Here is a 26084-nt window from a genome sequence, read left to right on the forward strand (position 1 = left end):
CGACAGATAAAAAAAAGGGACACCTGACGGCGCCCCTTTTTCATGCAATACCTATGCCTGACTCGACACAACTTACTCAGCTGCTGGTGCAGCCCTTGCAGTGTTGCGACGTTGTGGCAATTTTTCCTTGATACGTGCCGATTTACCGGAACGTTCACGCAGGTAGTACAGCTTGGCGCGACGGACATCGCCGCGACGCTTGACTTCGATCGATGCGATCAATGGCGAGTACAGTTGGAATGTACGCTCAACGCCTTCGCCGGAAGAGATCTTACGGACGATGAAGTTGGAGTTCAAACCACGGTTACGACGCGAAATGACGACGCCTTCGTAAGCCTGAGCACGCTTGCGCGTACCTTCAACCACGTTAACGTTCACAACGACTGTATCGCCTGGTGCGAATTCAGGGATATTTTTGGCAAGGCGAGCAATTTCTTCTTGCTCAAGTTGTTGGATCAAGTCCATTTTTAGCTCCAGATACCATCTTGCTGACGCCAATTGGTGCATATGCACCTGCTCAGTAGAGGATGGGGTTAAACATAGGCGGCCGGTTGGCCTCCCGTTGGTACTACTTTTACTGCTTACTACAACCTGCTATCGGCTATAACCGAGGGCTTCGCTCTCGATTCATAGCCATAAAAACCTATAAGCTCCGCAAGAATTTTTCATCAGCCGGGCTCAGCAAACCAGCCTCGCGTATCTTCTGAATCAAATCCGGACGCTTGCTTGCGGTGGCAAGCAACATCTGCTGGCGTCGCCATTTTTCAATTTCAGCGTGATGCCCACCCATCAGTACGGGAGGCACCGCCACGCCTTCATACACTTCCGGCCGCGTGTAATGCGGACAATCCAGCAAACCGTTGACAAAACTGTCTTCGACTGCTGACGCACCGTCATTCAGTACGCCCGGCAACTGCCTGATCACTGCATCCATCAAGGCCATCGCCGGCAATTCGCCACCGGATAAAACGAAATCGCCGAGGCTGATTTCTTCATCCACGCAACGATCCAGCAAACGCTGATCGACCGCTTCATAACGCCCGCACAACAATACCAGGCCAGGTTCGGCGGTCAACTGCATGACGCGCTGATGGGTCAACGGCCGGCCTTGCGGCGACAAATATACAACTTTCGGTACGGGCAAGTCCTGCTTCAGCTGACGCGCCTTGGCTGCCTCAATCGCAGCTTCCAGCGGTTTTGCCAACATCACCATGCCAGGTCCGCCGCCATAAGGCCGGTCATCCACGGTGCGGTGATTGTCGGTAGTGAAATCGCGAGGATTCCACATCGCCAGTTCGCATTTCTTTTGCTCAAACGCGCGTCGGGTAATCCCCGACTGCGTCAATGCTGCAAACATCTCGGGAAACAGTGTGACGACATCAAATTGCATCCCGCTCACCCTTCTGTTCCGCTTGCAAGCGCTTGAGCGATTGCAACTTCAGCTGCTCGGACTTAATAATCAAGTCCCCAGTCAACCGTAATTTTCTTGGCTGCCTGATCCACCGTCTTGACGAACTGGTCGACAAACGGGATCAATAATTCTGGCGCCGCCTTTTCTTGATCTGCAACTGCCGGGACAGTGATCCGAAGAATCGGATGTGCGCCGTTGTCCATCAGATCGGCGACTACGCCCAGGTTTTCGCCCTGCAGATTTTCAACTGCCAGGCCGATCAGATCGACCCAGTAGAACTCATCATCCGAGAGCGCCGGGAAATGGCTGCGTGGTACATGCACCACGGTGCCTTTCATGGCCTCGGCTGCATCGCGCCCTGCCACACCCATCAGGCGCGCCACAATGTCGCCACTGTGATTTTTCGCCTGCATCATTTCAACATCGCGCAGCTCCGGCGAATTCTGCCGGCCCAGCCACCATGTCTTGGCGTGCAACAACGCATCTGCATCCGCCGAATACGGTTTGATCCGTACCCAGCCATTGATACCGTAAGCGCCAGTAACGTAACCGACCACCACCAGGTCCGAAGGTATTACAGCTCCAGCCTGTGCTGCGGTCGACAAATTCACTGACGCGTTCAACGGTTCAAACTGCCGAATTAAGCAGATTTCTTGGCAGCGTCAGCAACCAGACGAGCAACGGTCGGCGACAATTGCGCGCCAACACCTTGCCAATGCGTCAGGCGGTCCTGAGCAATACGGAAAGTCTCTTCAGCACCAGACGCTACCGGATTGTAAAAACCGATGCGCTCGATGAAGCGACCGTCACGGCGATTGCGCGAATCAGTAGCTACGATGTTGTAAAAAGGACGCTTCTTTGCGCCACCACGGGATAAACGAATAACGACCATAATGTTTCCAAAAAGTGTTCGAACACGGAAAAAGCCGCAAATTATAACGCATACCAGACCCAACCCGCAACCCGAGCGGGCCACAGGTGTGGTTTCTCCACGTCAAACTAATTTGCAGGACTACCCAAATCGCCTTGCCGGCGACATCCGGAGCAAGGGCAACAGCGACATGCTTGCAACTCAAAGCTGTACACTACGCCCCATTCCATCGCCCTTTCCGGCTCGCGCGATGCGGACAGGAAATACAGAAAGCGACATCCAACCTAGTATATTAACATTTTACCCACCTGATACAAGAAATTGCTGCTTTTTAATGCAGATTCCCGAAGATCAATAATCCAAGCGACCAGCAAATGACCACTAGCCACAAGAACAAGACTTGCGCGACTTTCCTTGCCACCGTATTCGGCAGCATCGGCCTGCACCGCTTCTACCTGGGCGGCTTGAAAGATAAATGGGGCTGGCTGCACCTGATTTCATTGCAACTCTCGCTACTGGCTTACCTGTTGTGGCGACAAGATCAGCTGGTGCCCTTCCTGTTTGCTCCGCTCGTGATTTCAGGACTGGTTGCCTGCATTGAATCGCTGGTGATCGGCCTGACACCCGACGAGAAATGGGACGCCAAGTACAACGCCCATTCCGGCAAGAAATCCGACTCCAGCTGGTTTGTCATATTGCTGGTGGTACTGACATTGGGGGTCGGTGCGATTGCCCTGATTGGCGCCATCGCGCGCACCTTCGACCTGCTGTTCACCGGCGGCGCCTACGGCTGACACCTTGAGCAGCACCGTCAGATGAAAAAAAAGCAGCCGCTTGGGCTGCTTTTTTCTTTGCCTGGCTAAACCAGTTATCAGAACTGGTCTTCCGTCAACGCCATCACACCACTGCTGCCTTCGACAATAGAAACACGATAGGCATCGGCCTGGGACAAGATATGGTCCGCAAAGAAACGCGCGGTGCCGATCTTGGCCTGGTAGAAACTGGCGTCGCCGCCACCCGCCTGCAGCTTGCTAGCCGACACCAACGCCGCCCGTCCCAGCTGCCAGCCACCGAGCACGATACCGGCCAGTTTCAGGTACGGCACGCTACCGGCAAATACGCCCTTGATATCGCTCTTCAGGTTATCGACCACATAAGTGATGACCTGCTCCAACGCATCGACGCCGCGCGCCAGTTGCTTGCCGATCGCAACCAGGTCAGCCGATCCGCTCGCAGCCAGCTCGGCCTGGGTGGCGCGTACCTGGGCGACAATGCCCTTGGCTACCGCACCACCGTCGCGCACGGTCTTGCGGCCGATCAGGTCGTTGGCCTGGATCGCTGTGGTGCCTTCGTAGATCGTCAAGATCCGCGCATCGCGATAGAACTGCGCGGCGCCGGTTTCTTCGATAAAGCCCATGCCGCCGTGGATCTGCACGCCGGTGGACGCCACATCGATCGAGAGCTCGGTCGACCAGCCCTTGACCACCGGCACCATGTATTCATAGAACGCCTGGTTCGACTTGCGGGTCGCCTCGTCGGCGTGATGATGCGCCGCGTCGTGGGCAGCTGCGGTAACGTAAGCCAGCGCCCGTGCTGCCTCGACCTGTGAACGCATCGACATCAGCATGCGCCGCACATCGGGTTGATGGATGATGGTTACCGCGCCGGCGGAGCCAGCCAGGTCACGCGACTGCACCCGATCCTTGGCGTAAGCCACGGCTTTTTGATAGGCGCGCTCGGCAACGCTGATGCCTTGCAGGCCAACTGCAAAACGCGCCGCATTCATCATGATGAACATGTATTCTAGGCCGCGATTTTCCTGGCCGACCAATGTGCCGATGGCGCCGCCGTGATCACCGAACTGCAGTACTGCGGTCGGGCTGGCCTTGATGCCCAGCTTGTGTTCCAGCGAGACGCAATGGAAGTCGTTGCGGGCGCCTGGCGTACCGTCGGCATTGACCAGGAATTTCGGCACGATGAACAGTGAAATGCCTTTCACGCCTTCCGGGGCGTTAGGCGTGCGCGCCAGCACCAGATGGACGATATTCTCGGCCATGTCGTGCTCACCGTAGGTAATGAAAATCTTGGTGCCGGAAATCTTGAAAGTGCCATCGTCTTGCGGCACCGCGCGGGTGCGCACCAGCGCCAGGTCGGAACCGGCTTGCGGTTCGGTCAGGTTCATGGTGCCGGTCCATTTGCCCGACACCAGGTTTTCCAGGTAAATCCGCTTCTGCTCGTCGCTACCGGCTGTCAGCAACGCTTCGATGGCGCCGTCGCTCAGCAGCGGGCACAGCGCAAACGACAAATTGGCGGCATTCAGCATCTCGATGCATGGGGTTGCGACCAGCTTCGGCAAGCCTTGTCCACCGAATTCGACCGGGTGCTGAACACCTTGCCAGCCCGCTTCGGCAAACGCCTTGAACGCCTCTTTAAAACCCTTGCTGGTGGTGACCTGACCGTCGTGCCAATAGCTCGGTTCCAGATCGCCGCTACGATTCAGCGGAGCGACAACTTCGCCGCAAAACTTGGCATTCTCCTGCAGCACCGCTTCCACGGTTTCCGGCGTCGCATCCTCGCAGCCCGGCAACGCATTGACCTGCTCCAGTCCGGCCAACTCGTTCAGGACAAACAACATGTCTTTCAGTGGGGCGACATAACTCATGACCTACTCCAAAAAAAATCGGGTGGCACTACTAGATCTGGCGCCGCCAGTACCTGCAATACCACCCTTTATGACTCCTGACAGAACGTTGAAAATCAATCCGTAGTTTGCTTTTCAACGCCCTGCAACACTATGCAGTTCAGCCCAGTTCGGCTACCAGCTGCGGCACGATCTCGAACAGATCGCCAACGATGCCGTAGTCGGCCACCGAGAAAATCGGCGCTTCTTCGTCCTTGTTGATGGCGACGATGACTTTGGAGTCTTTCATCCCGGCCAGATGCTGGATCGCGCCGGAAATACCGACCGCGATATACAGTTGCGGCGCGACGATCTTGCCGGTCTGACCGACCTGCCAGTCGTTCGGCACGAAGCCGGCGTCGACTGCGGCGCGCGAAGCGCCCATTGCCGCGCCGAGCTTGTCGGCCAGCGGCTCCAGGATCTTGAAGTTTTCAGCCGAGCCCATGCCGCGGCCGCCGGAAACGATGATCTTGGCGGCTGTCAGTTCAGGACGATCCGACTTGGCGAGTTCGCGTGAAACGAAGGCCGATTTGCCGAAGTCGGCGGCTGCAGTAATGTTTTCCACTGCAGCGGAACCGCCCGCGGCAGCAGCATCAAAGCCGGTGGTACGAACGGTGATGACCTTGACGGCGTCAGCCGATTGCACTGTCGCGATCGCGTTGCCGGCATAGATCGGACGCTCGAAGGTGTCCGGGCTGTCGACCTTGGTGATTTCGGAAATCTGGCCGACATCCAGCTTGGCGGCGACGCGTGGCAGGATGTTCTTGCCGTAGGCGGTAGCCGGAGCCAGGATGTGGCTGTAAGCGGAGGCCAGAGCCAGCACTTGCTCGGCGACGTTTTCTGCGAGGCCGTCAGCGAAGTACGCAGCATCGGCGACCAGCACTTTGGTCACGCCGGCAACTTGCGCGGCGGCTTGGGCGGCTGCGCCGCAGTTGCTGCCGGCGACCAGCACGTGGACTTCGCCACCGCATTGGCTGGCGGCGGTAATGGTATTGAGGGTACTGCCTTTTAACGAGGCGTTATCGTGTTCGGCAATGACGAGAGCTGTCATGGTGACTCCTGATTTGTATGCGCGCGCCTGCAATCACTGGATGCGGCACTGCGCGTGGTTCTTGGATATGAATTGGTTCAGGTTGGTAATCGCTTACAGGACCTTGGCTTCGTTCTTCAACTTGGCGACCAGGGTAGCCACATCAGGCACCTTGATGCCAGCGCTGCGCTTGGCCGGCTCGACCACTTTCAGCGTCTTCAGGCGCGGCGCAACGTCGACACCGAGATCGGCTGGCTTGAACACGTCCAGAGTTTTCTTCTTGGCCTTCATGATGTTCGGCAGCGTCACGTAGCGCGGCTCGTTCAGGCGCAAGTCGGTAGTGATGATTGCAGGCAGAGTCAGGGCGATGGTTTCCAGACCGCCGTCGACTTCACGTGTGACCGTGACTTTGCCGTCTTCCAGCACAACTTTGGAAGCGAATGTCGCTTGCGGCCAGCCCAGCAGCGCAGCCAGCATCTGGCCGGTCTGGTTGCAATCGTCGTCGATAGCCTGCTTGCCGAGGATGATCAGTTGCGGCTGTTCCTTGTCGGCGACTGCCTTCAACAGCTTGGCGACTGCCAACGGTTGCAGATCGGTATCGGCAGTATCGACCAGGATGCCGCGGTCGGCGCCGATCGCCATTGCTGTGCGCAGGGTTTCCTGGCATTGCGCGACGCCGCAGGAAATCGCGATCACTTCAGTGACCTTGCCGCCTTCTTTCAGGCGCGTGGCTTCTTCGACGGCGATTTCGTCAAACGGATTCATCGACATCTTGACGTTGGCAATATCCACACCGCTGCCGTCAGACTTGACCCGCACTTTGACGTTGTAGTCGACGACGCGCTTGACTGGTACTAGTACTTTCATCGTTATGCCTTTTATTAAAATAAAGAAATCTGAATTGACGTTAACGTAAATCTGAATTGGGAATTATAAGAGAGAATTCGATCTAACACTGGAATTTAGCACGATCGTTCTATTAAAGAATAGAGCAAACCAACTAATTGCCACAAGTTATTGCAGAACATCTGGGGTCAAATGCCGATTTCGGCTTGCTTGAGAGGAATTTTCCGGCCTGGGACCAGGCGGCGGGAGGAAATGGTTAAAGCGGGAGGCGACCAGCAGGATGCTGGTTGCAATGTATGTGACAGGTACGACGAAGCCAGCTGAAAGCGCCAAACGCCAGGCAAGTTTTATAGGCGTTTGTTTATTTGCGCTTCATGAAGAAAATAAACTCTCTGTTTTCTTCACTCTGCTCCAGCAGATCGTTCCCGGTCTGCTTGGCAAACGCCTGGAAATCCCTGACCGAACCAGAATCCGTCGCCATCACACGCAGCACTTCGCCACTCAGCATGTCAGCCAGCGCCTTCTTGGTTTTCAAAATCGGCAGTGGGCAATGCAGGCCGCGTGCGTCGAGTTCTTTATTAAATTCCATAACCACTTCGTAAAGTAAAGATTTTTAACATTTGCTGCCAATTTGTGATTCTACTCCAAACATACAGCGCTTTGACGCGTCGCAACAAACCATCAATCATTTTTACAACAGCTGTTACGATAATTAAATATGTCTTTAATGCAATCTTTATGCATCGTCCCCGTGCTAACATTCAATAACTTAGTAACAAAATGTAACAAGCGCAAGCCGCAGAAGTGCGCATCAGCTCCAATGCTGCCCTGAGCGAGCCCCTGAGGAAAAAGCATGTCGGATACCGCTACCGAAAAGCCATATAGGAACATTACGCCATTCTGGCAACGTCTGCCGCAATTTTTCCTCTATCCAGCCCAACCGCAATTACTCTGGCATCCGGCAGTCTATGCACTGATCGGCGCCGGCTTGTGGATGTTGGGCGGATACGGCGAAGACGGCGGCTTCTCGCCACTCATCCTGATCATCACGGTATTGGTCGGCATCGGTTTCCTGGTCGACCTGATGCGCCAGGCGTTCCGGGTCCTGGAACAGACCTCGCTCGGCAATCTGCGCCATGCGGATTTTGATGAGCCGAATGACGTGCACAAAATGTCGCCGTACAAATTGCTGCTGGTGGTGCTGGTGCAAGGTTTTTTTATCGCGATCCTTGGCGAAATCCATCCGCTTCTCCTGTTGGCGGGCAATGCCGTGGCCAACCTGATGCTGCCGGCCTGCATCATGGTGCTCGGACACACCCACAGTTTCACCGAGGCGATCAATCCATTCAACGTGTTCAAGATGATCAAGGCGGTCGGCTGGCCCTACCTGGCGCTGTGGGTATTCGGTTTCATACTGAACCAGTCGGCGCCGGTGCTGATCGCACTATTCGTCGGAAAGCTGCCGATCGTGCTGCTGGTCGGACTCGGCATTTTTGCCTTCGCCTACTTCACGTTGGTCGGCTTCAACCTGATGGGTTATACGATGTATCAGTACCATCAGGAGATCGGTTATTCCCCGGATCGCAATTTTGAAATCAACGCACTGGCCAGCAGCCGCAAGAACCGTCCGCTGACCGACGAAGAAATCCTGGCGCAACAGATCGGCGCGATGATCCGCGATGGCAATATCGACATGGCGATGGAAATGGTGTGGGAAGAACTGCGCTACGATCAGCATAACGCGCAGCTGTGCGGGCACTACGCCAAACTGCTGATGCTCAAAGGCGATACCAAGAAACAGCTTGAACATGCGCAACGCCATCTGTTTGCGCTGGCCCGCTCAGGCAAGGCCGGACGCATTGGCGACACCTGGCGGCAGGCACGCCAACTCGATCCCGAGTTCAAGGTCGACAATCCGGATCACGTACTGGACATTGCCACGGCGGCGGCTTCGATCCGCGAATATCAAGTGGCGCTTGAAATTGTCTCAGGTTTCCACAAACGCGCCGCACGCCACAAGGATGTGCCGGCGGTGCTGGTGCTGGCGGGGAAATTACTGTCCGACCATCTGCGCCAGGATGCTCGTGCGATGGCTCTATTCAATCACGTGATTGCGCAGTGGCCCACCAGCCCGGCAGCCGTCGAAGCGCAACAGTACAAGCAAATTATCGAACGCCTTGCCGAACCGTCGTCGCCAGCCTAATACCGGTTACCCGGGCTGGAAATCAAACGGCTTTCGTCACTCGCCGGAAATTGTTGCAGCAATAACTTCTGGTATTGCTGCCCTTTGTCGTGCCTACCCGCAGCAATAAATCCCCTGGCGATGCAATGCACCAGCTGCGGCAGTTGCTGGTGCTGACGCGCTGTCACCATCAGTATCTGCAAGATATTCTCAGCCGTCTGCGGCTGGCCGTTCAGGGCAAAGCGCTTGGCCAGGGCCAGCGATTGCTCGCTGCTCAGCGACGGCCGCGGTGCGGCGCGCGCCACATAATCCAGATACACTTGGTGGATTTTCTCTTCATCGAGCGCGCCTTTCGGCAAGCGCAGCAGCATGGCTGCGACTTGATGAAATGCTGACGACGACGGTGCGCCTTTCGACAGGTTGAACAACTGCAGCAGCCAGTCGGGCTGCGGCGTCCGTTTCTGCGCCAAGGTCTTGCTCACCAGGCTGCTGAAATCACGCCGGGCACGCTCGAAGTCGAGACGGCTCAACGCTGCATAGGCGCTCTGCTGCAAGGTGCGCAGCAACTTGTCGTCATCGGCAGGGGCAACATAGTTCGCATGTGCCTGCTCCAGCTTGCGGCGCGCCAGCAAGCGATACAAGAGCGCCAGCAATGCGCCGCCAAGCAGGCCGCCGATATGCGCGTAGTAATTGGTGTTGGACGGGCCGCCGAACCACAGGTCGAAAGCTTCCTTGCCGACCCAGATCGGCAACATGATCAGCGCCGGCGCCGTGAAGAAATCGAAATAGAACAGGAACCAGTAGAAGAAACGAATCCGGCGCAGGCCGTACAGCACGGTGTACATTCCCATGACGCCGGAAATTGCGCCCGACGCGCCCAGCGACAAGATCATGCTATCGCCGCGGAACAACAGATAAAAGGCGGCCGACAGCAAGCCTGAGGCGAGATAGAACAGCAAGAACAAACCACCACCAAGCAGTATCTCGACCGCGTAACCGACCATCGCCAGGAACACCATATTGCCCAACACATGCTCGACGCTGCCATGCAGGAACATGTGGGTGATCAAGGTCACCGGGCGTTCGAAAGCCTGGGCCGGAATCAGCGCATAGCGTTCGGTAAAGCTGCGTTTGCGGATCAGCGAATAGTGTTCGCGCTGTTCCTTCCACACGGCCAGATCGTCGGCATCGATAGTGCCAAGGACGGACGGCTTCGGTTGCTGCATCAGCGCCGAAAAAGCCGTATCGGCATCCAGCACATACCAGGCCTGGGCGATTTGCCCGTAATCGTCCAGCGATGCCGTCTTCCCATTGCGTGCGGCGGCCAGGTCAGCGCGCGCACGTATTTGCTGCCAGCGTTCCAAGGCCTTGCGCATGCTGGTTGCGGCGGCGGTCTTGTTGTCGCTTTCCAGATAGCGGGCGTAGGCGGGGAATTCGAATTCCGGCAGGCGCGATTCGACCAGATAATAGTCGGCAGCCGGCTCCATATGGTTGCGCTCGCCCCACTGTATGCCGAAGTAAATCAGCAAATTGACCAGCACCAGAAAAATGGTAATCAGCGGCGGGCGCCGCCAGTCTGGCTTACGGTCTACCGGAATAATCAGCATGGCGGTTCAGCGGCGCTAAATGGGTAATGGGATACGGGAATTTCAATTATCCAATTCTACCCAGTCATTGCCCCATGGCAGCGTTATTTATTTGCAATAAAACCCGCTGTGGCGACCAAGCTACGATTTCAGCGCGGCTTCCGGCGCCGGTTCCAGCAACGGCCGGTCGACATATTCAACCGCCAGCCCTTGGCCGCGCATCCAGTCTGCCACCGCATGGCCGGTGCCGGCGCGCCATGGCCGCAATTTGGCCGGTTCCAGCAGGCGGTATTCCAGCAGTTCTTCAGACAAGCTGATCGTGCCGCTTGCCTTGACGTGATAGGCGATGATCAGTTCGTTCTTGCGGATGAATTCATAGACACCGATCAGCGTAATCTGGCCGGCATCCAGGTTGGTTTCTTCTTTCAGTTCGCGTGCAATGCCCTGCTCCGGCGTTTCATCGCGCTCCATGAAACCGGTGATCAGCGCAAACATGCCCTCCTGCCATGCGGCGTTGCGCGCCAGCAGGATCTTGCCGTCGATCTCGACGATTGCGGCCAGCACCGGCAGCGGATTGTCCCAGTGGGTCCAGTGGCCTTCAGGACAAGCCAGGCGCAACTTCCCGGCTTCGCCTTCGTCGGCACGCTGGATCAGGGATGCTGCACAAACCGGACAGAATTTGAATTCACTCATGGCTGATGTTGTCAGTTGGATGGAATAGAAAAAAGCGGGAAGAATCAATCCGCGATACTACTGCGATTTGATGCTTCCCGCTTTGTTGAACTGCATGGCCTGTATCTCAAGCCATCATTGAAAGCTCATCTTCTTCAGGCGCGCTCGCCGACCCATGCCGCAACGCCTTGCAAGGCTGCCGCCAGGCCGCTCGGATCGGTACCGCCAGCTTGCGCCATGTCAGGACGGCCACCACCCTTGCCGCCGACTTGCTGGGCGACGAAGTTGACCAGTTCACCAGCCTTGACCTTGCCAGTGGCGTCGGCAGTGACGCCGGCAATCAGGCTGACCTTGCCATCCTTGACTGCCGCCAGCACGATGGCTGCGGTTTTCAGCTTGTCTTTCAGCTTGTCCATGGTTTCGCGCAGTGTCGCGCTATCGGCGCCTTCCAGCGTCGCCGCCAGCACCTTGATGCCGTTGACGTCGACGGCTTGCAGCACCAGTTCATCGCCCTGATTCGCTGCCAGCTTCGACTTCAGGCTGCTCAATTCTTTTTCCAGCGCCTTGACGTGATCTTGCACCTGCGCGATGCGCTGGGTCAGTTCCTCCGGCTGCGCCTTCAATGCGGCAGCGGCTTCGTTGACGCGGTTGCTCAAATTTTGCACCAGCGCCAGGCCGGCTTCGCCGGTCACTGCCTCAATACGGCGGATGCCGGCAGCGACACCACCTTCGCCGACGATCTTGAACAGGCCGATATCGCCGGTGCGGCTAACGTGGGTACCACCGCACAATTCGCGCGAAGTACCGATCGACAGGACACGCACTTCGTCGCCGTACTTTTCGCCGAACAGCGCCATGGCACCGGCGCCAACCGCGTCGTCAAACGACATCAGCTTGGCTTCGGTAGCGACGTTGGCGAGGATTTCGCGGTTGACGATTTCTTCGATACGACGAATTTCATCGGCGCTGACCGGCGCATTGTGGCTGAAGTCGAAACGGGTCTTGTCGGCATCGACCAGCGAACCCTTTTGCGCCACATGCGCACCCAACACTTCACGCAAGGCCTTGTGCATCAAGTGCGTTGCCGAGTGATTGCGGATGGTGCGGCCGCGCACGGCGGTATCGACCTTGGCGTTGACCTTGTCGCCGACGGCCAGCGAACCGCTGTGCAGATTGCCGTGATGACCGAATACTTCAGCCTGGATTTTCAGGGTATCGGCCACTTCGAACAATGCGCCAGATGCTTCCAGCACGCCGCAGTCGCCAACCTGGCCACCGGATTCAGCATAGAACGGCGTGGTGTCGAGCACCACGATGGCGTCCTGGCCGGCTTCGATTTTCTGCACCGCGCTGCCGTCCACATACAGGGCCAACACTTTGGCTTCATGCGCCAGCTCGTCATAGCCGACGAAGCGGGTCTTATCGCCGCTATATTCCACTGCCGCAGCCATCTTGAATTTGCCAGCCGCACGTGCTGTCGTTTTCTGACGCTCCATCGCAGTGGCAAAACCGGCTTCGTCCAGCTCGACTTCACGTTCGCGGCAGATATCCGCAGTCAGGTCGAGTGGGAAACCGAAGGTGTCGTACAAGGTGAATGCAGTTTCGCCGTCCAGCTTTTTGGAATTCTTGGCCAACGCTGCTTCCAGGATCTTCATGCCGTGTTCCAGCGTTTCGCCGAAACGTTCTTCTTCCTGCTTGAGCACCTGCTCGACGCGCTCTGCGGCTTCCGGCAGCTCTGGGTAGGCAGCGCCCATCTCCAGCACCAGATCCTTGACCAGCTTGTAGAAGAACGGCTTGGTCTGGCCCAGCTTGTGACCATGACGCAATGCGCGGCGGATGATCCGGCGCAGCACATAGCCGCGGCCTTCATTGCCAGGAATGACGCCATCGACCACCAGGAAAGAACAGGCGCGGATATGATCGGCGATCACTTTCAGCGAGTTGTTTTCCAGGTCGGTGATATTGGTTTCGCGTGCCGCGGCCTTGATCAGGCGCTGGAACAGGTCGATTTCATAGTTGCTGTGCACGTGCTGCAATACCGCAGCCAGGCGCTCCAGGCCCATGCCGGTATCGACGCATTGCTTCGGCAGCGGCGTCAGAGTCGCTTCGCCGGTTTTCGGATCGATCTGGCGATCAAACTGCATGAACACGTTGTTCCAGATTTCGATGTAACGGTCGCCGTCCTGCTCGGGGCTGCCTGGAGGACCGCCCCAGACGTCCGGGCCGTGATCGTAGAAAATTTCGGAGCAAGGGCCGCAAGGGCCGGTGTCTGCCATTTGCCAGAAATTGTCCGATGCATAAGGCGCACCCTTGTTGTCGCCGATGCGCACGATGCGTTCTTTCGGCAGGCCGATCACCTTGTGCCAGATATCGTAGGCTTCATCGTCGGTTTCATACACGGTGGCCCACAATTTATCGGCCGGCAAGCCGTATACCTTGGTCAGCAGCTCCCAGGCCCAGACCAGCGAGTCATGCTTGAAGTAGTCGCCGAACGACCAGTTGCCCAGCATTTCGAAGAAAGTATGGTGACGTGCGGTGTAACCGACGTTTTCCAGGTCGTTGTGCTTACCACCGGCACGCAGGCAGCGCTGTACCGAGGTGGCACGCACATAGTTGCGCTTTTCGGTGCCCAGGAACACATCCTTGAACTGCACCATACCGGAGTTGGTAAACAGCAATGTCGGATCGTTGCCGGGGACCAGGCTGGACGAGCGCACAATGGTGTGGCCTTTGGATTCAAAGAATTTGAGAAACTTTTCGCGGATTTCGGCTGAGTTCATGTTCTTGGGCAAAAAATGAAACGGTGCAAGGAAAAAGGCAAGGAAACAAGGTCGGCGCCATATCCGGATACGATCGATCCGCAATGCGAAGGCCAAGTATGTTCTTTTGCAAACCTTCGATTATACGTGATACCAGCCGCATCATTCTGTCGTGGCAGGATGAAAAAAGCCCGTCAGGATCGCTCCCGGCGGGCTTTGAATGGCATGAGGTCTGAATTTCGCGAAATTCAGACCCCTATCAGCCGTACAGCGGGCTATTAGGCGCCCTTATTAACTGGCGTAGCTGTGATCTTGTGGCTCTTCTTGTGGTGATGTTTCTTGTGCGCTTTTTTCGCTGGCGCTGCTGCATCGGCAGCAGGGGCTGCGGCTGGTGCTGCAGGAGCAGGAGCGTTTTGCGCCATGACTGGCAGAGCGAAAGCAGCGATAACAACAGCAGCCAGCAATTTATTGATCTTCATCTTGACTTCCTTTCGGTTATTAGAAAAACAAGCAAATTCGATACTTCAAGAGTAAAACCTACGACTAGTCACTCGCTTTGTGGTCACTGAATATGACCTGAAACTCGGTTCTGCCCTCTCATAACGCCTGCTTACCGAGTTAGGTTGACATGATCGACCACACAAAATGTTGATTTTTTCACTCGCGGCGCATGAACCAAGGATTGCATAAGCTTCAATTAGCCGAAATCAGATCAATGCGGTCAGTACAAAAGCCGTCCACGCCCCAGCCAAGGATCTCGGCGGCGCGGTTCGGCGTGTTCACCGTATAGCAAAATAAACCGTAACCGGCTTGCTTGACTGCCTGCGCCTGCATCGGCGACAGGTATTTATGGTTGGTATGCAACGCAACCGCGTCCAGCTCCTGCAGACGCTGCTGCCAGTCGTCTTCGATGGTATCGGTCAGGAATCCACGCGGGATATCCGGCGCCGCCACCTGCGCCGCGCGCAAGGCTTCAAATGAAAAAGATGAAAACAACGGCAAGGCCGGGTCGGCCCATGCACCGTCGGCACTGGCGACATGTTGCGCCACCTCATTCGCAAAACACTCCTCCGTCAGCTGCGCGACGATGCGCCCGGTTTCAACCTCGAATCCTTCTGCCGGTTTGATTTCGACGTTCATCCAGATATCGTTCTGACGGCAAAAGTCGAGCGCCTGGCGATAGGTACAAACGCGTTCGCCGGCAAACTGCTCTCCCAGCCAACTGCCGGCGTCCATCGCGGTCAATTCGTCAGCAGTGAAATCGGAGACTTTGCCGACGCCGCGCACGGTGCGGCCAAACACCGCGTCATGCATCAGGATCGGCACGCCGTCGCGCGACAGCATGACGTCAAACTCGACCGCACGGTATCCGTGCTGCAAGCCGCAGCGCAGCGCCGCCAGCGTATTTTCCGGCGCCAGCGTGCCGCCGCCGCGATGCGCAACTACTTTTGGGTAGGGCCACATGAATATTGTCTCTCTATCGGATAGGTTGGAATAACGGAGGGAAAGCAAGCTGCTGCCCCCTATTTAACGTCAATCTTAATGGATTTGATGTATTTGGCAATCCGCGACCTCTGGCTACCATTCGCGGCACGTAATCCCGGTTTCGTCGCATTTCACTTCTTGACGGTGGCTGACAACGCCACAATTGAGCCATTCATAACAAGGAGAATGCCATGAACGATACCAGACCCGGCTACCTGGATGCGCAACGTCAGGTTGAACGCAAAATTGGATTTTTCGTGCACCTGACAATTTATTTGATTATCAACAGCGGCCTGGTGCTGCTCAATTTCTTGCACAATCCTGGTCGGCCCTGGGCGCTCGGTCCGCTTCTGGGGTGGGGAATCGGGTTGCTATTTCACGGCCTTGCGGTATTCTTGAACGCCCCTGGTGCGCAGTGGAAACGGCGCATGATCGAACGCGAACTAGATAAAAATAACCCTATTCCTCCCGCATGAAGCCAACTCCCGAGATCGCTTTGCCGCAAACAACCGAGCCACTGAGGCGGCGTCTGCTGCGCACTTTGTACGTCAATCTGGTCATCGACATCGTTTGCGCCGTCATTGTCACTTACGTGATGCGCATCAGTGACAGCTTCCTGGTGAACCTGGTGTTTTCACTGTGCATCGGCATGACAGCGATGGCCCTGATAGAAGCTGGCCGCTCCCTGCTCTGGCGTAACGCAACGCCACCCAAGGCGCAGTTCATGGTCTTCATACTGGTGGCAGCAGGGATCGCCCAATTTGTCGGCATCCACCTGGCCGATTTGCTGCTTGGACTGCCCACAGACAATTTTTCCTCTATGTATATGAATGTAAGCGGCCTTGGCCTGATCATCCTGACTGTCTCGGTCTGCGTCGGCGCTACGCTGTTTTTCTGGAACCTGAGCACGCTTGCCGAATTGCGCAACCAGGCGGCAAACGAAAAGGCGCGGGCCGCCGCCATCGAGAAACAGGCACTGCAAGCGCAATTGCAAATGCTGCAGGCGCAGATTGAGCCACACATGCTGTTCAACACGCTGGCGACACTGCAAAGCCTGATCGCCATTGACGCGCCGCGGGCGCAGCAGATGCTGGACCAGTTGATTCAGTTCCTGCGTGCCTCGCTCTCCTCTTCGCGCATTGAGCAGACTACATTGGCGCAGGAATTCAGCCTGATGGAAGCCTATCTGGAGCTGATGTCGCTGCGCATGGGCAGCCGCCTGAGTTTTGACCTGCAGTTGCCAGCAGAACTGCGCGATACCGTGATTGCGCCGATGCTGCTGCAGCCGCTGGTGGAAAACGCCATTAAGCACGGCCTGGAGCCGAAGATCGAGGGCGGCCGCGTCGAAGTCGCGGCCAGCCGCCAAGGCGAAATACTGCTGCTTGACGTCAGCGACACCGGCCTTGGTTTGAGCGCGCAATCCGATCTGCAGCCGAACAACCATGCCAGCCACATCGGCCTCAGCAATATCCACGAACGCCTGCAAGCGCTGTACGGTTCGCGCGCCAGCCTGACTGTGAAACCGAAACTGCCGCACGGCGTTATCGCCCAACTTCAACTACCCATCCTGCCATGACCACACCATCCAATTTGCGCGCCCTGATTGCCGAAGACGAACCGATCCTGGCGGCGGCCTTGAAGCAGGCATTGCAGCGCCTGTGGCCAGAGTTGCAGATCATCGCCAGCGTCGACAACGGCCAGGCCGTGGTCGAACAAACCCTCAGGCAGCGCCCCGACATCCTGTTCCTGGATATCAAGATGCCAGGTAAAACCGGTCTCGAAGCAGCCCAGGAACTGGCCGAGGAATGGCCTGATAACGAGGCGTTTCCACTGATCGTGTTTGTCACCGCCTACGACGAATACGCGATCAACGCCTTCGAGCACGCTGCCGCCGATTATGTACTGAAGCCAATCAGCGATGCGCGCCTCGGTAAAACCATCGCACGCCTGCAGCAGCGGCTGCAACAGAACGACGATAGCAATTCTGCGTTGGAGCGTCTGATCGGCCAACTGAACAACATGCAGCCCAAATCGGCCGCCGAGCCGCTGACCATGATCCGCGCCGCAGTCGGCAACCAGATCCGCATGATTCCGATCAACGAGGTGATCTACTTCGAAGCCACTGACAAATACATCAATGTCGTTACCGCCGACAGCGAATCGCTGATCCGCACCAGCCTCAAGGATTTACTGCAACAGATCGACGGCCGCCAGTTCTGGCAGGTGCATCGCGGCACCGTCGTCAATCACCAATGCATCCAGATGGCGATCCGCGACGAAAGCGGTAAGCTCTCGCTCAAACTGCGCGGCCGCAGCGAGGCGCTCGCCGTGAGCCGTGTATTTGCCCATCTGTTCCGGCAAATGTAAAGGGCATCTGGAGCCGACGAATATCGGCTCCAGATCGACGAGCAGCTTTATTGAAGTAAATCTTTGACAATTATTCAGTTCCCCAGCCCCATCCTTAAAAGCGCCCCCGCCTCCTGCCATCCTGCAACCGCAGTGCAACAAAATCCGCCCGGCCACGCCTGAAACCGCTCTTGCTACGGTAGAATGAAGTACATCCCTACCAATTCAGCAAAGCGTATAAACCAATTCTCCATGAGCACTGACCACACCAACGGCCATACCCCACCTGCACCAGCCTCGTCCAATTTCCTGCGCGGCATCATCGAAACCGATCTGACCGCCGGCTCCTACGCCGATCGCAAGGACAGCCAGGGTCAGCCATTGCCGCCAGTCGTCACCCGTTTTCCGCCGGAGCCGAACGGCTACCTGCACATCGGCCATGCCAAGTCGATCTGCGTCAACTTTGGCCTGGCCCGCGATTACGCCGGCCGCTGCCATTTGCGCTTCGACGACACCAATCCTGAAAAAGAAGAGCAGGAATACGTCGACACCATCATCGACAGCGTGCGCTGGCTGGGTTTCGACTGGAAAGACAATACCGGCGAGCACCTGTACTTCGCCAGCAACTATTTCGACAAGCTGTACGAGATGGCGGAATACCTGATTACTGCGGGCCTGGCCTATGTCGACAGCCAAAGCGCTGAACAGATGGCTGCCAATCGCGGCAATTTCGGTGAAGTCGGCAAGAATTCGCCATTCCGCGACCGCCCGGCAGCTGAATCGCTGGACTTGTTCCGCCGCATGAAGGCCGGCGAGTTCAAGGATGGCGAGCACATCGTGCGCGCCAAGATCGACATGGCGTCGCCCAACATGAACCTGCGCGACCCGGCCATTTATCGGATCCGCCACGCCCATCATCACCGCACCGGCGACAAGTGGTGCATCTATCCGATGTACGACTACACACATCCGATTTCCGATGCGCTGGAAAACATTTCGCACTCGATCTGCACCCTGGAATTCCAGGATCACCGGCCATTCTATGACTGGGTACTGGAACACCTGAGCGCCGCCGGCTTCCTGCAAAAACCGGTGCCGCACCAATACGAATTCTCGCGCCTGAACGTCACCTACGTCATTACCAGCAAACGCAAGCTGCGCCAACTGGTGGATGAAGGCATCGTTGACGGCTGGGACGATCCGCGCATGTCGACGCTGGTCGGCATCCGCCGCCGCGGCTTCACGCCGGAATCGCTGCAACTGTTCTGCGAACGCACCGGCGTCACCAAATCCGACGGCTGGATCGACATGAGCTCGCTGGAAGGCGCACTGCGTGAAGACCTGGATCCGAAAGCGCCGCGCGCCAACGCCGTGCTGCGGCCACTGAAGCTGGTCATCGACAATTTCCCGGAAGGCGAAACCGTGGATTGCCATGCTCCGGTCTATCCGCCAGCACACCCAGAACACGCCACCGCATTGCGCCACTTCCCGATCAGCAAAACGCTGTGGATCGAACAGGAAGATTTCATGGAAAACCCGGTCAAGGGCTATTTCCGCCTGGTCCCGCCAAGCGCCGACAAGGCCGGCAGCCGGGTACGCCTGCGCCACGGTTACGTGATCGAATGCACCGGCTTTGAAAAAGATGCAGATGGCAAGGTCACCGCAGTCCATTGCACCTATTTCCCGGACAGCAAGAGCGGCACCGAAGGCAGCGCCAACTACAAGGTCAAGGGCAACATCCATTGGGTCAGCGCCGCCCATGCGCTGGAAGCCGAGGTACGCCTGTACGACCGCCTGTTCACCGATCCGCATCCGGACGCCGGCGGCAAGGACTTCAAGGCCGCCCTGAATCCAAACGCCAAGGAAGTCATCACTGCTTATCTGGAACCAAGCCTGAAGGACGCCAAGCCGGAAGACCGCTATCAGTTTGAACGGCATGGTTACTTCGTCGCCGACCGGGTCGATTCGAAGCCAGGCAAGCCGGTCTTCAATCGGACGGTTACGTTGAAGGACAGCTGGGTCAAATAAACGACACTTAATTTCCGCACGGAAAAACAATAAAGACGCCACGCCGTTAACCCGGTACGGCGTCTTTATTCATTTGAGGCAAGGTGTTACAGTATCCGATGCATAGACGACAAGATCGTCACCAGAGAGACCGCACACAAGAAAGTAGCTGACGTGAACCGAGCTGTCATACAGGTAGAGATACAGGTACGGGGCATTAATGGCCAAGTAACGCTGCTCAGCGACCGAATCCAGATAAAGCGCGCCGGCGCCATGGCGCGCCTGACGCAAGCCAGGAACGGCGACAAGGACATTTTGATCAGCGCCTTGAATGGCGTTCGCATCCAGTTGCCGGGCCTGCTGAGCAACGGCTACATCCGCTTCTACCCGGCCGATGGCAACCCCGACGACACCAGTCTGGTGCGCGCCGCCAGCGACGCCAATACGGTACTATTCAACTCCCGCCAGCTGGGCAAGTTCGCCAACCTGAAAACCGAGATCGAGAAAAAAATCGTCACCGCCAGGACGCTGCCCCCACCGCCGCCGGCCACCATCGACTTCGACTTGCTCGACCAGTTGAACGAGCAATACAAGCAGGGCCTGATTTCCAAACCGGAATGGGTCAGCGCCAAGAAACGGCTGCTGGGACTGTAATCCGGCCGTCGCAGCGAAGTCGACACGCAAGCACTATAATCACCCACCGTTTCGCTCCGTCATACGCCTCAGGCAATAACTAACCAAGGAACATTCATGACCATCTCCATGTATAGCGCTTCAATTCCCGTCTTCAAGCAAATGCTCAACGCCTTGAACGATGTGCTGGCCAAAGCTGAAGCCCACGCCACTGAAAAGAAAATCGACCCGAACGCACTGCTGCAGGCACGCCTGTTTCCAGACATGTTCCAACTGACCCGTCAGGTACAGATCGCCGCCGATTTCGCCAAGAGCGTGCCGGCGCGCCTGGCTGGCGTCGAAGTCCCAGCTTATGAAGACAACGAACAAACCTTCGCTGACCTGCATGCGCGCATCAACAAGACCCTGGCCTTCATCGACGGCCTGAGCGCGGCGCAGATCGACGGCAGCGAAGCTCTGGAAATCGTATTGCGTCCAGGCACGCCAAAAGAAAAGAAACTGAGCGGCCAGACTTACCTGCTCGGTTACGGCCTGCCGCAATTCTTCTTCCACGTGACCACCGCCTACGACATCCTGCGCCACAACGGCGTGGAAGTCGGCAAGCGCGATTTCATGGGCGCATACTAATTTTTTTGCGTTTCCCAGTACCATCAATCACGCGGCCTACGGGTCGCGTTTTTTTATGCGCGCAACCGTAGGGTCGGCAGATTTCTACCCACCCTACGCGTTCTTGAAAATAAAAAATGCCGTTCAGTCTTCACTGAACGGCATTGGCGCAATGCGCAGCTTTTTTATGTTGTCTTGCGCGGCCGCAAAATGGCGTGAAGGATGATTGCGCCAAAGGTCGCGGTGCCGATACCGCCCAGCGAGAACTGGCCAAGCTTCAGGGTAAAGTCGCCAGCGCCCAATACCAGGGTCACCGCGGCGACGATCAGGTTGCGATTGTTGGAAAAATCGACCTTGTTTTCAACCCAGATGCGCGCACCCGAGACGGCGATCAAGCCAAACACCACAATCGAGACGCCGCCCAGCACCGCGCCGGGAATGGTCTGGATCACCGCGCCAAACTTTGGCGAAAAACCGAGCACGATGGCCATGCAAGCTGCTACCACGAACACCAGCGTCGAATAAATCTTGGTGACCGCCATCACGCCGATGTTTTCAGCGTAAGTGGTGACGCCGGTGCCGCCGACGCTGCCGGAAACGATCGTTGCCAGGCCATCGCCGACAAAGGCGCGGCCCATGTATTTGTCGAGGTTCTGTCCGGTCATCGCCGCCACTGCCTTGATGTGGCCGAGGTTTTCCGCCACCAGGATGATGGCGATCGGCGCCAGCAAGGCCATCGCGTCGGCCTTGAACACCGGCGCAGAGAAGTGCGGGATGCCGAACCAGGCGGCATTGGCGACAGTGCCGAAATCGATCGGCTTGCCCAGTCCTGCGCCATTGGTCAACAGCGCATAGATCACATAAGCCAGCATCAGGCCGACCAGGATCAGCAGGCGTTGCAGCATGCCGCGCGCAAACACGGCGACGCCGCCGACGCACAAGACCGTCCCCAGCGCCATCCAGGAATCGAAGTTATTGCCGCTGACACCTTTGACCGCAATCGGCGCCAGGTTCAGGCCGATTACCGCCACCACTGCACCAGTGACGACCGGCGGCATCAGGGTTTCGATCCAGCGCGTTCCGATCGCCATCACCAGCAAACCGATCAGCGCATACACGACGCCACAGGCTATGATGCCGCCGAGCGCGACGCCGAGATTGGGATTGAGTCCATGGCCGCCATAGGCGCTGACTGCGATCACCAGGCCGATGAAGGAAAAGCTGGAGCCGAGATAGCTCGGCACCCGGCCGCCGACCAGTACAAAGAACAGCATGGTGCCGATGCCCGACATGAAAATCGCCAAGTTAGGATCGAAGCCCATCAGCAACGGCGCCAGCACCGTCGAACCGAACATGGCGACGACGTGTTGTATGCCCATCGCAAAGGTCTGCGGCCACGGCAAGCGTTCGTCGGTGGCAATCACCTGGCCCTGGCCGTCGGCAGTACTTGTGCGCAAACGCCACTTGGGAAAATAGGAAGCCGCCATTGAATGTCCTCTCTGTATGACGATGCACTTTGCGGCCGCGCTTGTCGGCCTCGGTGAATTCGTATGATTGATTTTGTTTTTACCGGGGGTAGTGTACGAAGCCGGCCGCAAAATAACAATGCAGGAGACTCGGGAAATCAAAGAAATATGCGGGAGAGAGTCGCCGGGACGGAGAATCGAACATTGCAAATCACACAAAAAAAACACCGGGCACAAGGCCCGGTGTCGATTGCTGCTAGTCCGATGAGATTATGGGAATACTGGAATATGTTTCTCTACGCCGGAGAAAGCTGCCTCCGGATGACGCTTTTCAATCAACTCTTCAATTTCCGGCACACGCTTGAACGGCACATCCACCAGCAACAGGATCTTGCCCTCCTCAATGCCTGCATGGAACGACTTCAGGCGTGAATTAGGCAGCGCCGCCGCCGCCATTCCCGACATCCAGCTACCGAGCACCGCGCCAGCCAGCGTGGTCGCCACCATCGCCAGCCAATTCAGATGCACCCACTCGGGCGGGAAATAAACCAGCCACATGCCCAGAACCAGGCCGATGACACCACCTGCCAGCAGGCCGACTTCGGCGCCGTTGGCGAGATCGGTTTTGTGCAACACATTGGCTTCCGGCATATCGGCGGGCAACTTCCCTTCGGCGGCCCAGAAATGGATGTGCTGAATCCCGACCCGGGCCAACAGCAACTCGTCCAGCGTGCTGCGTGCACTGGGAAGATCCGGCAACATGAAATAAAGTCTTTGTCTGCCCAACATGACGGTCTCCTTCATGTGACTGTTTATGCTTTCAGCATAGTCAATGGAGCGGCAATCCACAAAGTTTGATTGCCGTCTTGTCAAATTGGCCTGGTCGAGCTGAATCGCGCCCGTCGCTGAAGCCATTCGCCAAAAATGCGACAATCGCCTTTCAGTCAATCAACCACGATGGAAATCCCCATGATTCTCGAATTAGCCGATATCCGGATCCAACCGGGCAAACAGCAGGAATTCGACGCCGCCATCCAGCGCGGCGTGGAGCAAGTCATCAGCAAGGCCAAGGGCTTTGCCGGTTTCAAGATACACAAGGGAATTGAATCGCCGGAGCGTTATGTGCTGACGATTTCCTGGCAGACGCTGGAAAACCATACAGTCGATTTTCGCGAATCGCCGGCATTTGCCGCATGGCGCGCGATTGTCGGCCCATTCTTTGCGGTGCCGCCAACGGTCGAGCATTTTACGCTCTTGACAGAGTCGCACTAAAAACCTGGGAAGTATCTGGGAATGTGAAGCGAGACGCACTGTGTGAGCAGCGGGGCAGCCCGATCTACGGCCTGTGCCGGTGGGATGCCCTACTGCTACGCAGCGGTTTTGATGAACTACAACTACAGTTTGTTGCTTAAACTAATTGCTAGCTACTTGCGCTACTGAACACATGCTTTTACTGCGTGCTTCACTACAGGTACTTAGGTTGCCGCTCAATATCTTGCTTAGAAACCCTTGAGCCATGCCGCAGTCTGCGCGCTTTCACGATCCAGTTGTTGCATGCGGTATTCCAGGTCGTACAAGTCAACTGCTTCTGCCAGGTAGGCTTCTTTACGTGCTGCTTCCGAACGCTCGTAGGCATTGCCGACACGCTTGAAAAATGCGGCGACGGCGCTGAAAACACCGATCGACGATGCTGCTGGGCGGGAAATACTGTTATTGCTGTTAATGGTCAATGTAGACATGATGATTCCTCTTCGTTTTGCGTTCACCGCAAGCCAATTGTTGCGTCGCACAATCAGAATAGCGTTTCCCCATCAATTATCCAATTTCGATTGCCAATAGCAGTTATCAGTTTTGTGAATTTAAGGGGCTACAAGCGACTTTTTAGGCCACCCCGGCATTTCTCTTAATGTGTTGTAAAACAGCTATACATGCGTCGAAAGTTGCCTGTAAACTGCTGCACCTCTCTTCCCTACGAATCCGCGACCGATGTCCAACCACACCTTTCTCTGGCACGACTACGAAACCTTCGGCGTGCAGCCGCGCCGCGACCGTCCGGCCCAGTTTGCCGCAATCCGCACCGATGCCGAGCTCAACGAGATCGGTGAGCCGATCATGCTGTATTGCCAACCGGCAGCGGATTTCCTGCCGAATCCGCAATCTTGCCTGATTACCGGCATCACGCCGCAACTGTGCCTGGAGCGCGGCATCCCGGAATTCCAGTTCGCGGCGCAAATCGAGAAAGCATTTTCCGAACCCGGCACCATCGGCGTCGGCTACAACACGATCCGTTTCGATGATGAAGTGACGCGCTTCCTGTTCTGGCGCAACCTGATCGATCCGTATGCGCGCGAATGGCAAAACAATTGCGGCCGCTGGGATATCCTCGATGTGGTGCGTACCGCTTACGCGCTGCGCCCGGACGGCATCCAGTGGCCGACCAATGACCAGGGCCGGCCCAGCTTCCGCCTGGAGCACCTGACCGCCGCCAACGGCCTGAGCCACGAAGCAGCGCATGATGCACTGTCTGACGTCCGCGCCACCATCGGCCTGGCGCGGCTGATTCGCCAGCATCAACCCAAGCTGTTCGACTTCTGCCTGGCGCTGCACAAGAAAGACCGCGTCGGCGCGGAAATCGGCTTGCCGACGCCGCGGCCGTTCCTGCATATTTCCGGCATGTTCCCGGCTGAACATGGCTGTATCGCCGTGATGTGGCCGCTCGGCGTGCATCCGACCAACAAGAATGAAATCCTGGCCTGGGACCTGGCTTACGATCCAAGCGAAATCTTTTCGATGGATGCCGAGACCGTGCGCACCCGCCTGTTCAGCAAGACCGACGCGCTGCCGGAAGGCATGACGCGGTTGCCGCTGAAATCGCTGCACATGAACAAATCGCCGATCGTCATCAACAAGCTGCAAACCCTGTCGAGCGACATGGCGGCGCGCTGGGGCCTGGATGTCGAACTGGCGCTGCGCCATGCCGAGATTGCAGCGCGCGCGCCCGATCTCAGCGGACTCTGGCGCCAGGTGTTCCAGCGCGCCGACGAGAGCGGCGTCGATGTCGATGAAGATTTGTACGGTGGCTTCGTCGGCAACAACGATCGCCGCAAGCTCAACGAGCTGCGCGCACTACCGCCGCAGAAACTTGCCGGCGCCGCTATCAGCTTCGACGACCAGCGCCTGGAAGAACTGGCGTTCCGCTACCGCGCCCGCAACTTCCCCGACACATTGAGCGAGGAAGAAACACAGCGCTGGGAAGAACATCGGGCGGCGCGCCTGTTCGATGGCGAAGGCAATGCCCGCACCGTCGACATGCTGTTTGAGGAAATCGATAATCTGTCGGAAACGGCGGATGAGCGCGGCGAAGAAATCCTTGGTGCGCTGTACGACTACGCAGAGATGATTGCACCGGCGCGCGACTGAAGCGATGCTGTGTGAAACGAATGGCAAAGCGCCTTCGTGGATGAAATGCAAAGCGGGGCCAGGATAATTATCCCGGCCCCGCTT

General features: G+C 57.0%; 26 protein-coding genes. 10 read left to right on the forward strand and 16 right to left on the reverse strand.

Annotated features, from left to right (window positions below; all coding sequences use genetic code 11):
• Positions 1 to 72: 72 nt before the first annotated feature.
• From rplS to rpsP, 4 genes are all read right to left on the reverse strand, one after another.
• The gene (rplS, locus tag ACIPF8_RS11840) at positions 73 to 465 is read right to left on the reverse strand and encodes a 50S ribosomal protein L19 (RefSeq protein ID WP_400421111.1); all 393 of its coding nucleotides are present in this window, start codon (positions 463 to 465) and stop codon (positions 73 to 75) included.
• A 178-nt stretch (positions 466 to 643) separates the two neighbouring features.
• Positions 644 to 1390 carry a tRNA (guanosine(37)-N1)-methyltransferase TrmD gene (gene trmD, locus ACIPF8_RS11845; protein ID WP_400421113.1) on the reverse strand — a complete coding sequence of 249 codons (747 nt, stop codon included), beginning with the start codon at positions 1388 to 1390 and terminating at the stop codon, positions 644 to 646.
• Between the two features lie 62 nt (positions 1391 to 1452).
• Positions 1453 to 2016 (reverse strand): ribosome maturation factor RimM, encoded by a 564-nt coding sequence (gene rimM / locus ACIPF8_RS11850; RefSeq protein ID WP_400421314.1) that lies wholly within the window; start codon positions 2014 to 2016, stop codon positions 1453 to 1455.
• Positions 2017 to 2051: 35 nt separating this feature from the next.
• On the reverse strand, positions 2052 to 2303 hold the full coding sequence (gene rpsP / locus ACIPF8_RS11855; RefSeq protein WP_400421115.1) for a 30S ribosomal protein S16: 252 nt from the start codon (positions 2301 to 2303) through the stop codon (positions 2052 to 2054).
• A gap of 353 nt (positions 2304 to 2656) precedes the next feature.
• Here rpsP and ACIPF8_RS11860 point away from each other — a divergent pair, with 353 nt between their 5' ends.
• Positions 2657 to 3076: an NINE protein gene (locus ACIPF8_RS11860; protein WP_400421116.1), complete on the forward strand. Its 420-nt coding sequence runs from the start codon at positions 2657 to 2659 to the stop codon at positions 3074 to 3076.
• A gap of 77 nt (positions 3077 to 3153) precedes the next feature.
• On the opposite strand, the gene ACIPF8_RS11865 is transcribed toward ACIPF8_RS11860, so the two are convergent.
• The 4 genes from ACIPF8_RS11865 to ACIPF8_RS11880 form a co-directional block, all read right to left on the reverse strand.
• On the reverse strand, positions 3154 to 4944 hold the full coding sequence (locus ACIPF8_RS11865) for an acyl-CoA dehydrogenase (protein WP_400421118.1): 1791 nt from the start codon (positions 4942 to 4944) through the stop codon (positions 3154 to 3156).
• Positions 4945 to 5083: 139 nt separating this feature from the next.
• Positions 5084 to 6013 carry an electron transfer flavoprotein subunit alpha/FixB family protein gene (locus ACIPF8_RS11870; RefSeq protein WP_400421120.1) on the reverse strand — a complete coding sequence of 310 codons (930 nt, stop codon included), beginning with the start codon at positions 6011 to 6013 and terminating at the stop codon, positions 5084 to 5086.
• Between the two features lie 93 nt (positions 6014 to 6106).
• Positions 6107 to 6859, reverse strand: coding sequence for an electron transfer flavoprotein subunit beta/FixA family protein (locus ACIPF8_RS11875; RefSeq protein WP_400421122.1), 753 nt, complete (start codon positions 6857 to 6859; stop codon positions 6107 to 6109).
• Positions 6860 to 7199: 340 nt separating this feature from the next.
• The gene (locus tag ACIPF8_RS11880) at positions 7200 to 7427 is read right to left on the reverse strand and encodes a sulfurtransferase TusA family protein (RefSeq protein WP_170851072.1); all 228 of its coding nucleotides are present in this window, start codon (positions 7425 to 7427) and stop codon (positions 7200 to 7202) included.
• A 264-nt stretch (positions 7428 to 7691) separates the two neighbouring features.
• Here ACIPF8_RS11880 and ACIPF8_RS11885 point away from each other — a divergent pair, with 264 nt between their 5' ends.
• Positions 7692 to 9041 carry a tol-pal system YbgF family protein gene (locus ACIPF8_RS11885; RefSeq protein WP_400421124.1) on the forward strand — a complete coding sequence of 450 codons (1350 nt, stop codon included), beginning with the start codon at positions 7692 to 7694 and terminating at the stop codon, positions 9039 to 9041.
• Here the strand turns inward: ACIPF8_RS11885 and ACIPF8_RS11890 are convergent.
• The 5 genes from ACIPF8_RS11890 to ugpQ all read right to left on the reverse strand — a co-directional run bounded on the left by ACIPF8_RS11890 (position 9038) and on the right by ugpQ (position 15501).
• Positions 9038 to 10627 carry a rhomboid family intramembrane serine protease gene (locus ACIPF8_RS11890; protein ID WP_400421126.1) on the reverse strand — a complete coding sequence of 530 codons (1590 nt, stop codon included), beginning with the start codon at positions 10625 to 10627 and terminating at the stop codon, positions 9038 to 9040. The genes ACIPF8_RS11885 and ACIPF8_RS11890 overlap by 4 nt on opposite strands.
• A gap of 120 nt (positions 10628 to 10747) precedes the next feature.
• A complete protein-coding gene (locus tag ACIPF8_RS11895) occupies positions 10748 to 11299 on the reverse strand; it encodes an NUDIX domain-containing protein (protein ID WP_400421127.1) in 552 nt (183 codons plus the stop codon).
• Positions 11300 to 11433: 134 nt separating this feature from the next.
• Positions 11434 to 14058 (reverse strand): alanine--tRNA ligase, encoded by a 2625-nt coding sequence (gene alaS, locus ACIPF8_RS11900; protein WP_400421129.1) that lies wholly within the window; start codon positions 14056 to 14058, stop codon positions 11434 to 11436.
• Between the two features lie 257 nt (positions 14059 to 14315).
• The gene (locus ACIPF8_RS11905; RefSeq protein WP_400421131.1) at positions 14316 to 14516 is read right to left on the reverse strand and encodes a hypothetical protein; all 201 of its coding nucleotides are present in this window, start codon (positions 14514 to 14516) and stop codon (positions 14316 to 14318) included.
• 214 nt (positions 14517 to 14730) lie between these two features.
• Complete coding sequence (gene ugpQ / locus ACIPF8_RS11910; RefSeq protein WP_400421132.1) at positions 14731 to 15501, reverse strand: glycerophosphodiester phosphodiesterase; 771 nt, start codon at positions 15499 to 15501, stop codon at positions 14731 to 14733.
• 212 nt (positions 15502 to 15713) lie between these two features.
• On the opposite strand from ugpQ, the gene ACIPF8_RS11915 reads away from it, so the two are divergent.
• The 6 genes from ACIPF8_RS11915 (at position 15714) to ACIPF8_RS11940 (ending at position 21135) form a co-directional block, all read left to right on the forward strand.
• Entirely contained in the window at positions 15714 to 15998 is a 285-nt protein-coding gene (locus ACIPF8_RS11915; RefSeq protein WP_400421134.1) for a 2TM domain-containing protein, read from the forward strand.
• The gene (locus ACIPF8_RS11920) at positions 15995 to 17098 is read left to right on the forward strand and encodes a sensor histidine kinase (RefSeq protein ID WP_400421136.1); all 1104 of its coding nucleotides are present in this window, start codon (positions 15995 to 15997) and stop codon (positions 17096 to 17098) included. The genes ACIPF8_RS11915 and ACIPF8_RS11920 overlap by 4 nt, the downstream gene beginning before the upstream one ends.
• The gene (locus ACIPF8_RS11925) at positions 17095 to 17889 is read left to right on the forward strand and encodes a LytR/AlgR family response regulator transcription factor (RefSeq protein ID WP_400421138.1); all 795 of its coding nucleotides are present in this window, start codon (positions 17095 to 17097) and stop codon (positions 17887 to 17889) included. The genes ACIPF8_RS11920 and ACIPF8_RS11925 overlap by 4 nt, the downstream gene beginning before the upstream one ends.
• A gap of 231 nt (positions 17890 to 18120) precedes the next feature.
• Positions 18121 to 19896, forward strand: a complete 1776-nt coding sequence (locus ACIPF8_RS11930) for a glutamine--tRNA ligase/YqeY domain fusion protein (protein WP_400421140.1) — start codon at positions 18121 to 18123, stop codon at positions 19894 to 19896.
• 153 nt (positions 19897 to 20049) lie between these two features.
• Complete coding sequence (locus tag ACIPF8_RS11935; RefSeq protein WP_400421142.1) at positions 20050 to 20529, forward strand: DUF4429 domain-containing protein; 480 nt, start codon at positions 20050 to 20052, stop codon at positions 20527 to 20529.
• Between the two features lie 96 nt (positions 20530 to 20625).
• Entirely contained in the window at positions 20626 to 21135 is a 510-nt protein-coding gene (locus ACIPF8_RS11940) for a DUF1993 family protein (protein ID WP_061534125.1), read from the forward strand.
• 164 nt (positions 21136 to 21299) lie between these two features.
• On the opposite strand, the gene ACIPF8_RS11945 is transcribed toward ACIPF8_RS11940, so the two are convergent.
• Positions 21300 to 22601, reverse strand: a complete 1302-nt coding sequence (locus tag ACIPF8_RS11945) for a solute carrier family 23 protein (protein ID WP_400421144.1) — start codon at positions 22599 to 22601, stop codon at positions 21300 to 21302.
• 249 nt (positions 22602 to 22850) lie between these two features.
• Positions 22851 to 23369, reverse strand: coding sequence for a DUF1269 domain-containing protein (locus ACIPF8_RS11950; RefSeq protein WP_400421146.1), 519 nt, complete (start codon positions 23367 to 23369; stop codon positions 22851 to 22853).
• Positions 23370 to 23549: 180 nt separating this feature from the next.
• Here ACIPF8_RS11950 and ACIPF8_RS11955 point away from each other — a divergent pair, with 180 nt between their 5' ends.
• Positions 23550 to 23852 carry an antibiotic biosynthesis monooxygenase family protein gene (locus ACIPF8_RS11955; RefSeq protein WP_400421148.1) on the forward strand — a complete coding sequence of 101 codons (303 nt, stop codon included), beginning with the start codon at positions 23550 to 23552 and terminating at the stop codon, positions 23850 to 23852.
• 227 nt (positions 23853 to 24079) lie between these two features.
• Here the strand turns inward: ACIPF8_RS11955 and ACIPF8_RS11960 are convergent, their stop codons facing one another.
• Positions 24080 to 24319 (reverse strand): DUF3563 family protein, encoded by a 240-nt coding sequence (locus ACIPF8_RS11960; protein ID WP_400421150.1) that lies wholly within the window; start codon positions 24317 to 24319, stop codon positions 24080 to 24082.
• Between the two features lie 247 nt (positions 24320 to 24566).
• Between ACIPF8_RS11960 and sbcB the strand changes: the two genes are divergently transcribed.
• Positions 24567 to 26000: an exodeoxyribonuclease I gene (sbcB, locus tag ACIPF8_RS11965; RefSeq protein ID WP_400421152.1), complete on the forward strand. Its 1434-nt coding sequence runs from the start codon at positions 24567 to 24569 to the stop codon at positions 25998 to 26000.
• Positions 26001 to 26084: the final 84 nt, after the last annotated feature.

Origin of the sequence: Collimonas sp. NPDC087041, from assembly GCF_044745265.1 — a bacterium.
Taxonomy (GTDB): domain Bacteria; phylum Pseudomonadota; class Gammaproteobacteria; order Burkholderiales; family Burkholderiaceae_D; genus Collimonas.

Excerpts from the sequence above, each read along its gene's own strand:
- ACIPF8_RS11950 (WP_400421146.1), bottom strand. The coding sequence starts at position 23,369 with ATGTTGGGCAGACAAAGACTTTATTTCATGTTGCCGGATCTTCCCAGT.
- ACIPF8_RS11940 (WP_061534125.1), top strand. The coding sequence starts at position 20,626 with ATGACCATCTCCATGTATAGCGCTTCAATTCCCGTCTTCAAGCAAATG.
- ACIPF8_RS11865 (WP_400421118.1), bottom strand. The coding sequence starts at position 4,944 with ATGAGTTATGTCGCCCCACTGAAAGACATGTTGTTTGTCCTGAACGAG.
- ACIPF8_RS11880 (WP_170851072.1), bottom strand. The coding sequence starts at position 7,427 with ATGGAATTTAATAAAGAACTCGACGCACGCGGCCTGCATTGCCCACTG.
- ACIPF8_RS11890 (WP_400421126.1), bottom strand. The coding sequence starts at position 10,627 with ATGCTGATTATTCCGGTAGACCGTAAGCCAGACTGGCGGCGCCCGCCG.
- rpsP (WP_400421115.1), bottom strand. The coding sequence starts at position 2,303 with ATGGTCGTTATTCGTTTATCCCGTGGTGGCGCAAAGAAGCGTCCTTTT.
- ugpQ (WP_400421132.1), bottom strand. The coding sequence starts at position 15,501 with ATGTGGCCCTACCCAAAAGTAGTTGCGCATCGCGGCGGCGGCACGCTG.
- ACIPF8_RS11885 (WP_400421124.1), top strand. The coding sequence starts at position 7,692 with ATGTCGGATACCGCTACCGAAAAGCCATATAGGAACATTACGCCATTC.
- ACIPF8_RS11875 (WP_400421122.1), bottom strand. The coding sequence starts at position 6,859 with ATGAAAGTACTAGTACCAGTCAAGCGCGTCGTCGACTACAACGTCAAA.
- ACIPF8_RS11960 (WP_400421150.1), bottom strand. The coding sequence starts at position 24,319 with ATGTCTACATTGACCATTAACAGCAATAACAGTATTTCCCGCCCAGCA.
- ACIPF8_RS11925 (WP_400421138.1), top strand. The coding sequence starts at position 17,095 with ATGACCACACCATCCAATTTGCGCGCCCTGATTGCCGAAGACGAACCG.
- ACIPF8_RS11860 (WP_400421116.1), top strand. The coding sequence starts at position 2,657 with ATGACCACTAGCCACAAGAACAAGACTTGCGCGACTTTCCTTGCCACC.
- ACIPF8_RS11920 (WP_400421136.1), top strand. The coding sequence starts at position 15,995 with ATGAAGCCAACTCCCGAGATCGCTTTGCCGCAAACAACCGAGCCACTG.
- trmD (WP_400421113.1), bottom strand. The coding sequence starts at position 1,390 with ATGCAATTTGATGTCGTCACACTGTTTCCCGAGATGTTTGCAGCATTG.
- ACIPF8_RS11955 (WP_400421148.1), top strand. The coding sequence starts at position 23,550 with ATGATTCTCGAATTAGCCGATATCCGGATCCAACCGGGCAAACAGCAG.
- ACIPF8_RS11905 (WP_400421131.1), bottom strand. The coding sequence starts at position 14,516 with ATGAAGATCAATAAATTGCTGGCTGCTGTTGTTATCGCTGCTTTCGCT.
- rplS (WP_400421111.1), bottom strand. The coding sequence starts at position 465 with ATGGACTTGATCCAACAACTTGAGCAAGAAGAAATTGCTCGCCTTGCC.
- ACIPF8_RS11915 (WP_400421134.1), top strand. The coding sequence starts at position 15,714 with ATGAACGATACCAGACCCGGCTACCTGGATGCGCAACGTCAGGTTGAA.
- ACIPF8_RS11945 (WP_400421144.1), bottom strand. The coding sequence starts at position 22,601 with ATGGCGGCTTCCTATTTTCCCAAGTGGCGTTTGCGCACAAGTACTGCC.
- ACIPF8_RS11895 (WP_400421127.1), bottom strand. The coding sequence starts at position 11,299 with ATGAGTGAATTCAAATTCTGTCCGGTTTGTGCAGCATCCCTGATCCAG.
- sbcB (WP_400421152.1), top strand. The coding sequence starts at position 24,567 with ATGTCCAACCACACCTTTCTCTGGCACGACTACGAAACCTTCGGCGTG.
- ACIPF8_RS11870 (WP_400421120.1), bottom strand. The coding sequence starts at position 6,013 with ATGACAGCTCTCGTCATTGCCGAACACGATAACGCCTCGTTAAAAGGC.
- alaS (WP_400421129.1), bottom strand. The coding sequence starts at position 14,058 with ATGAACTCAGCCGAAATCCGCGAAAAGTTTCTCAAATTCTTTGAATCC.
- ACIPF8_RS11930 (WP_400421140.1), top strand. The coding sequence starts at position 18,121 with ATGAGCACTGACCACACCAACGGCCATACCCCACCTGCACCAGCCTCG.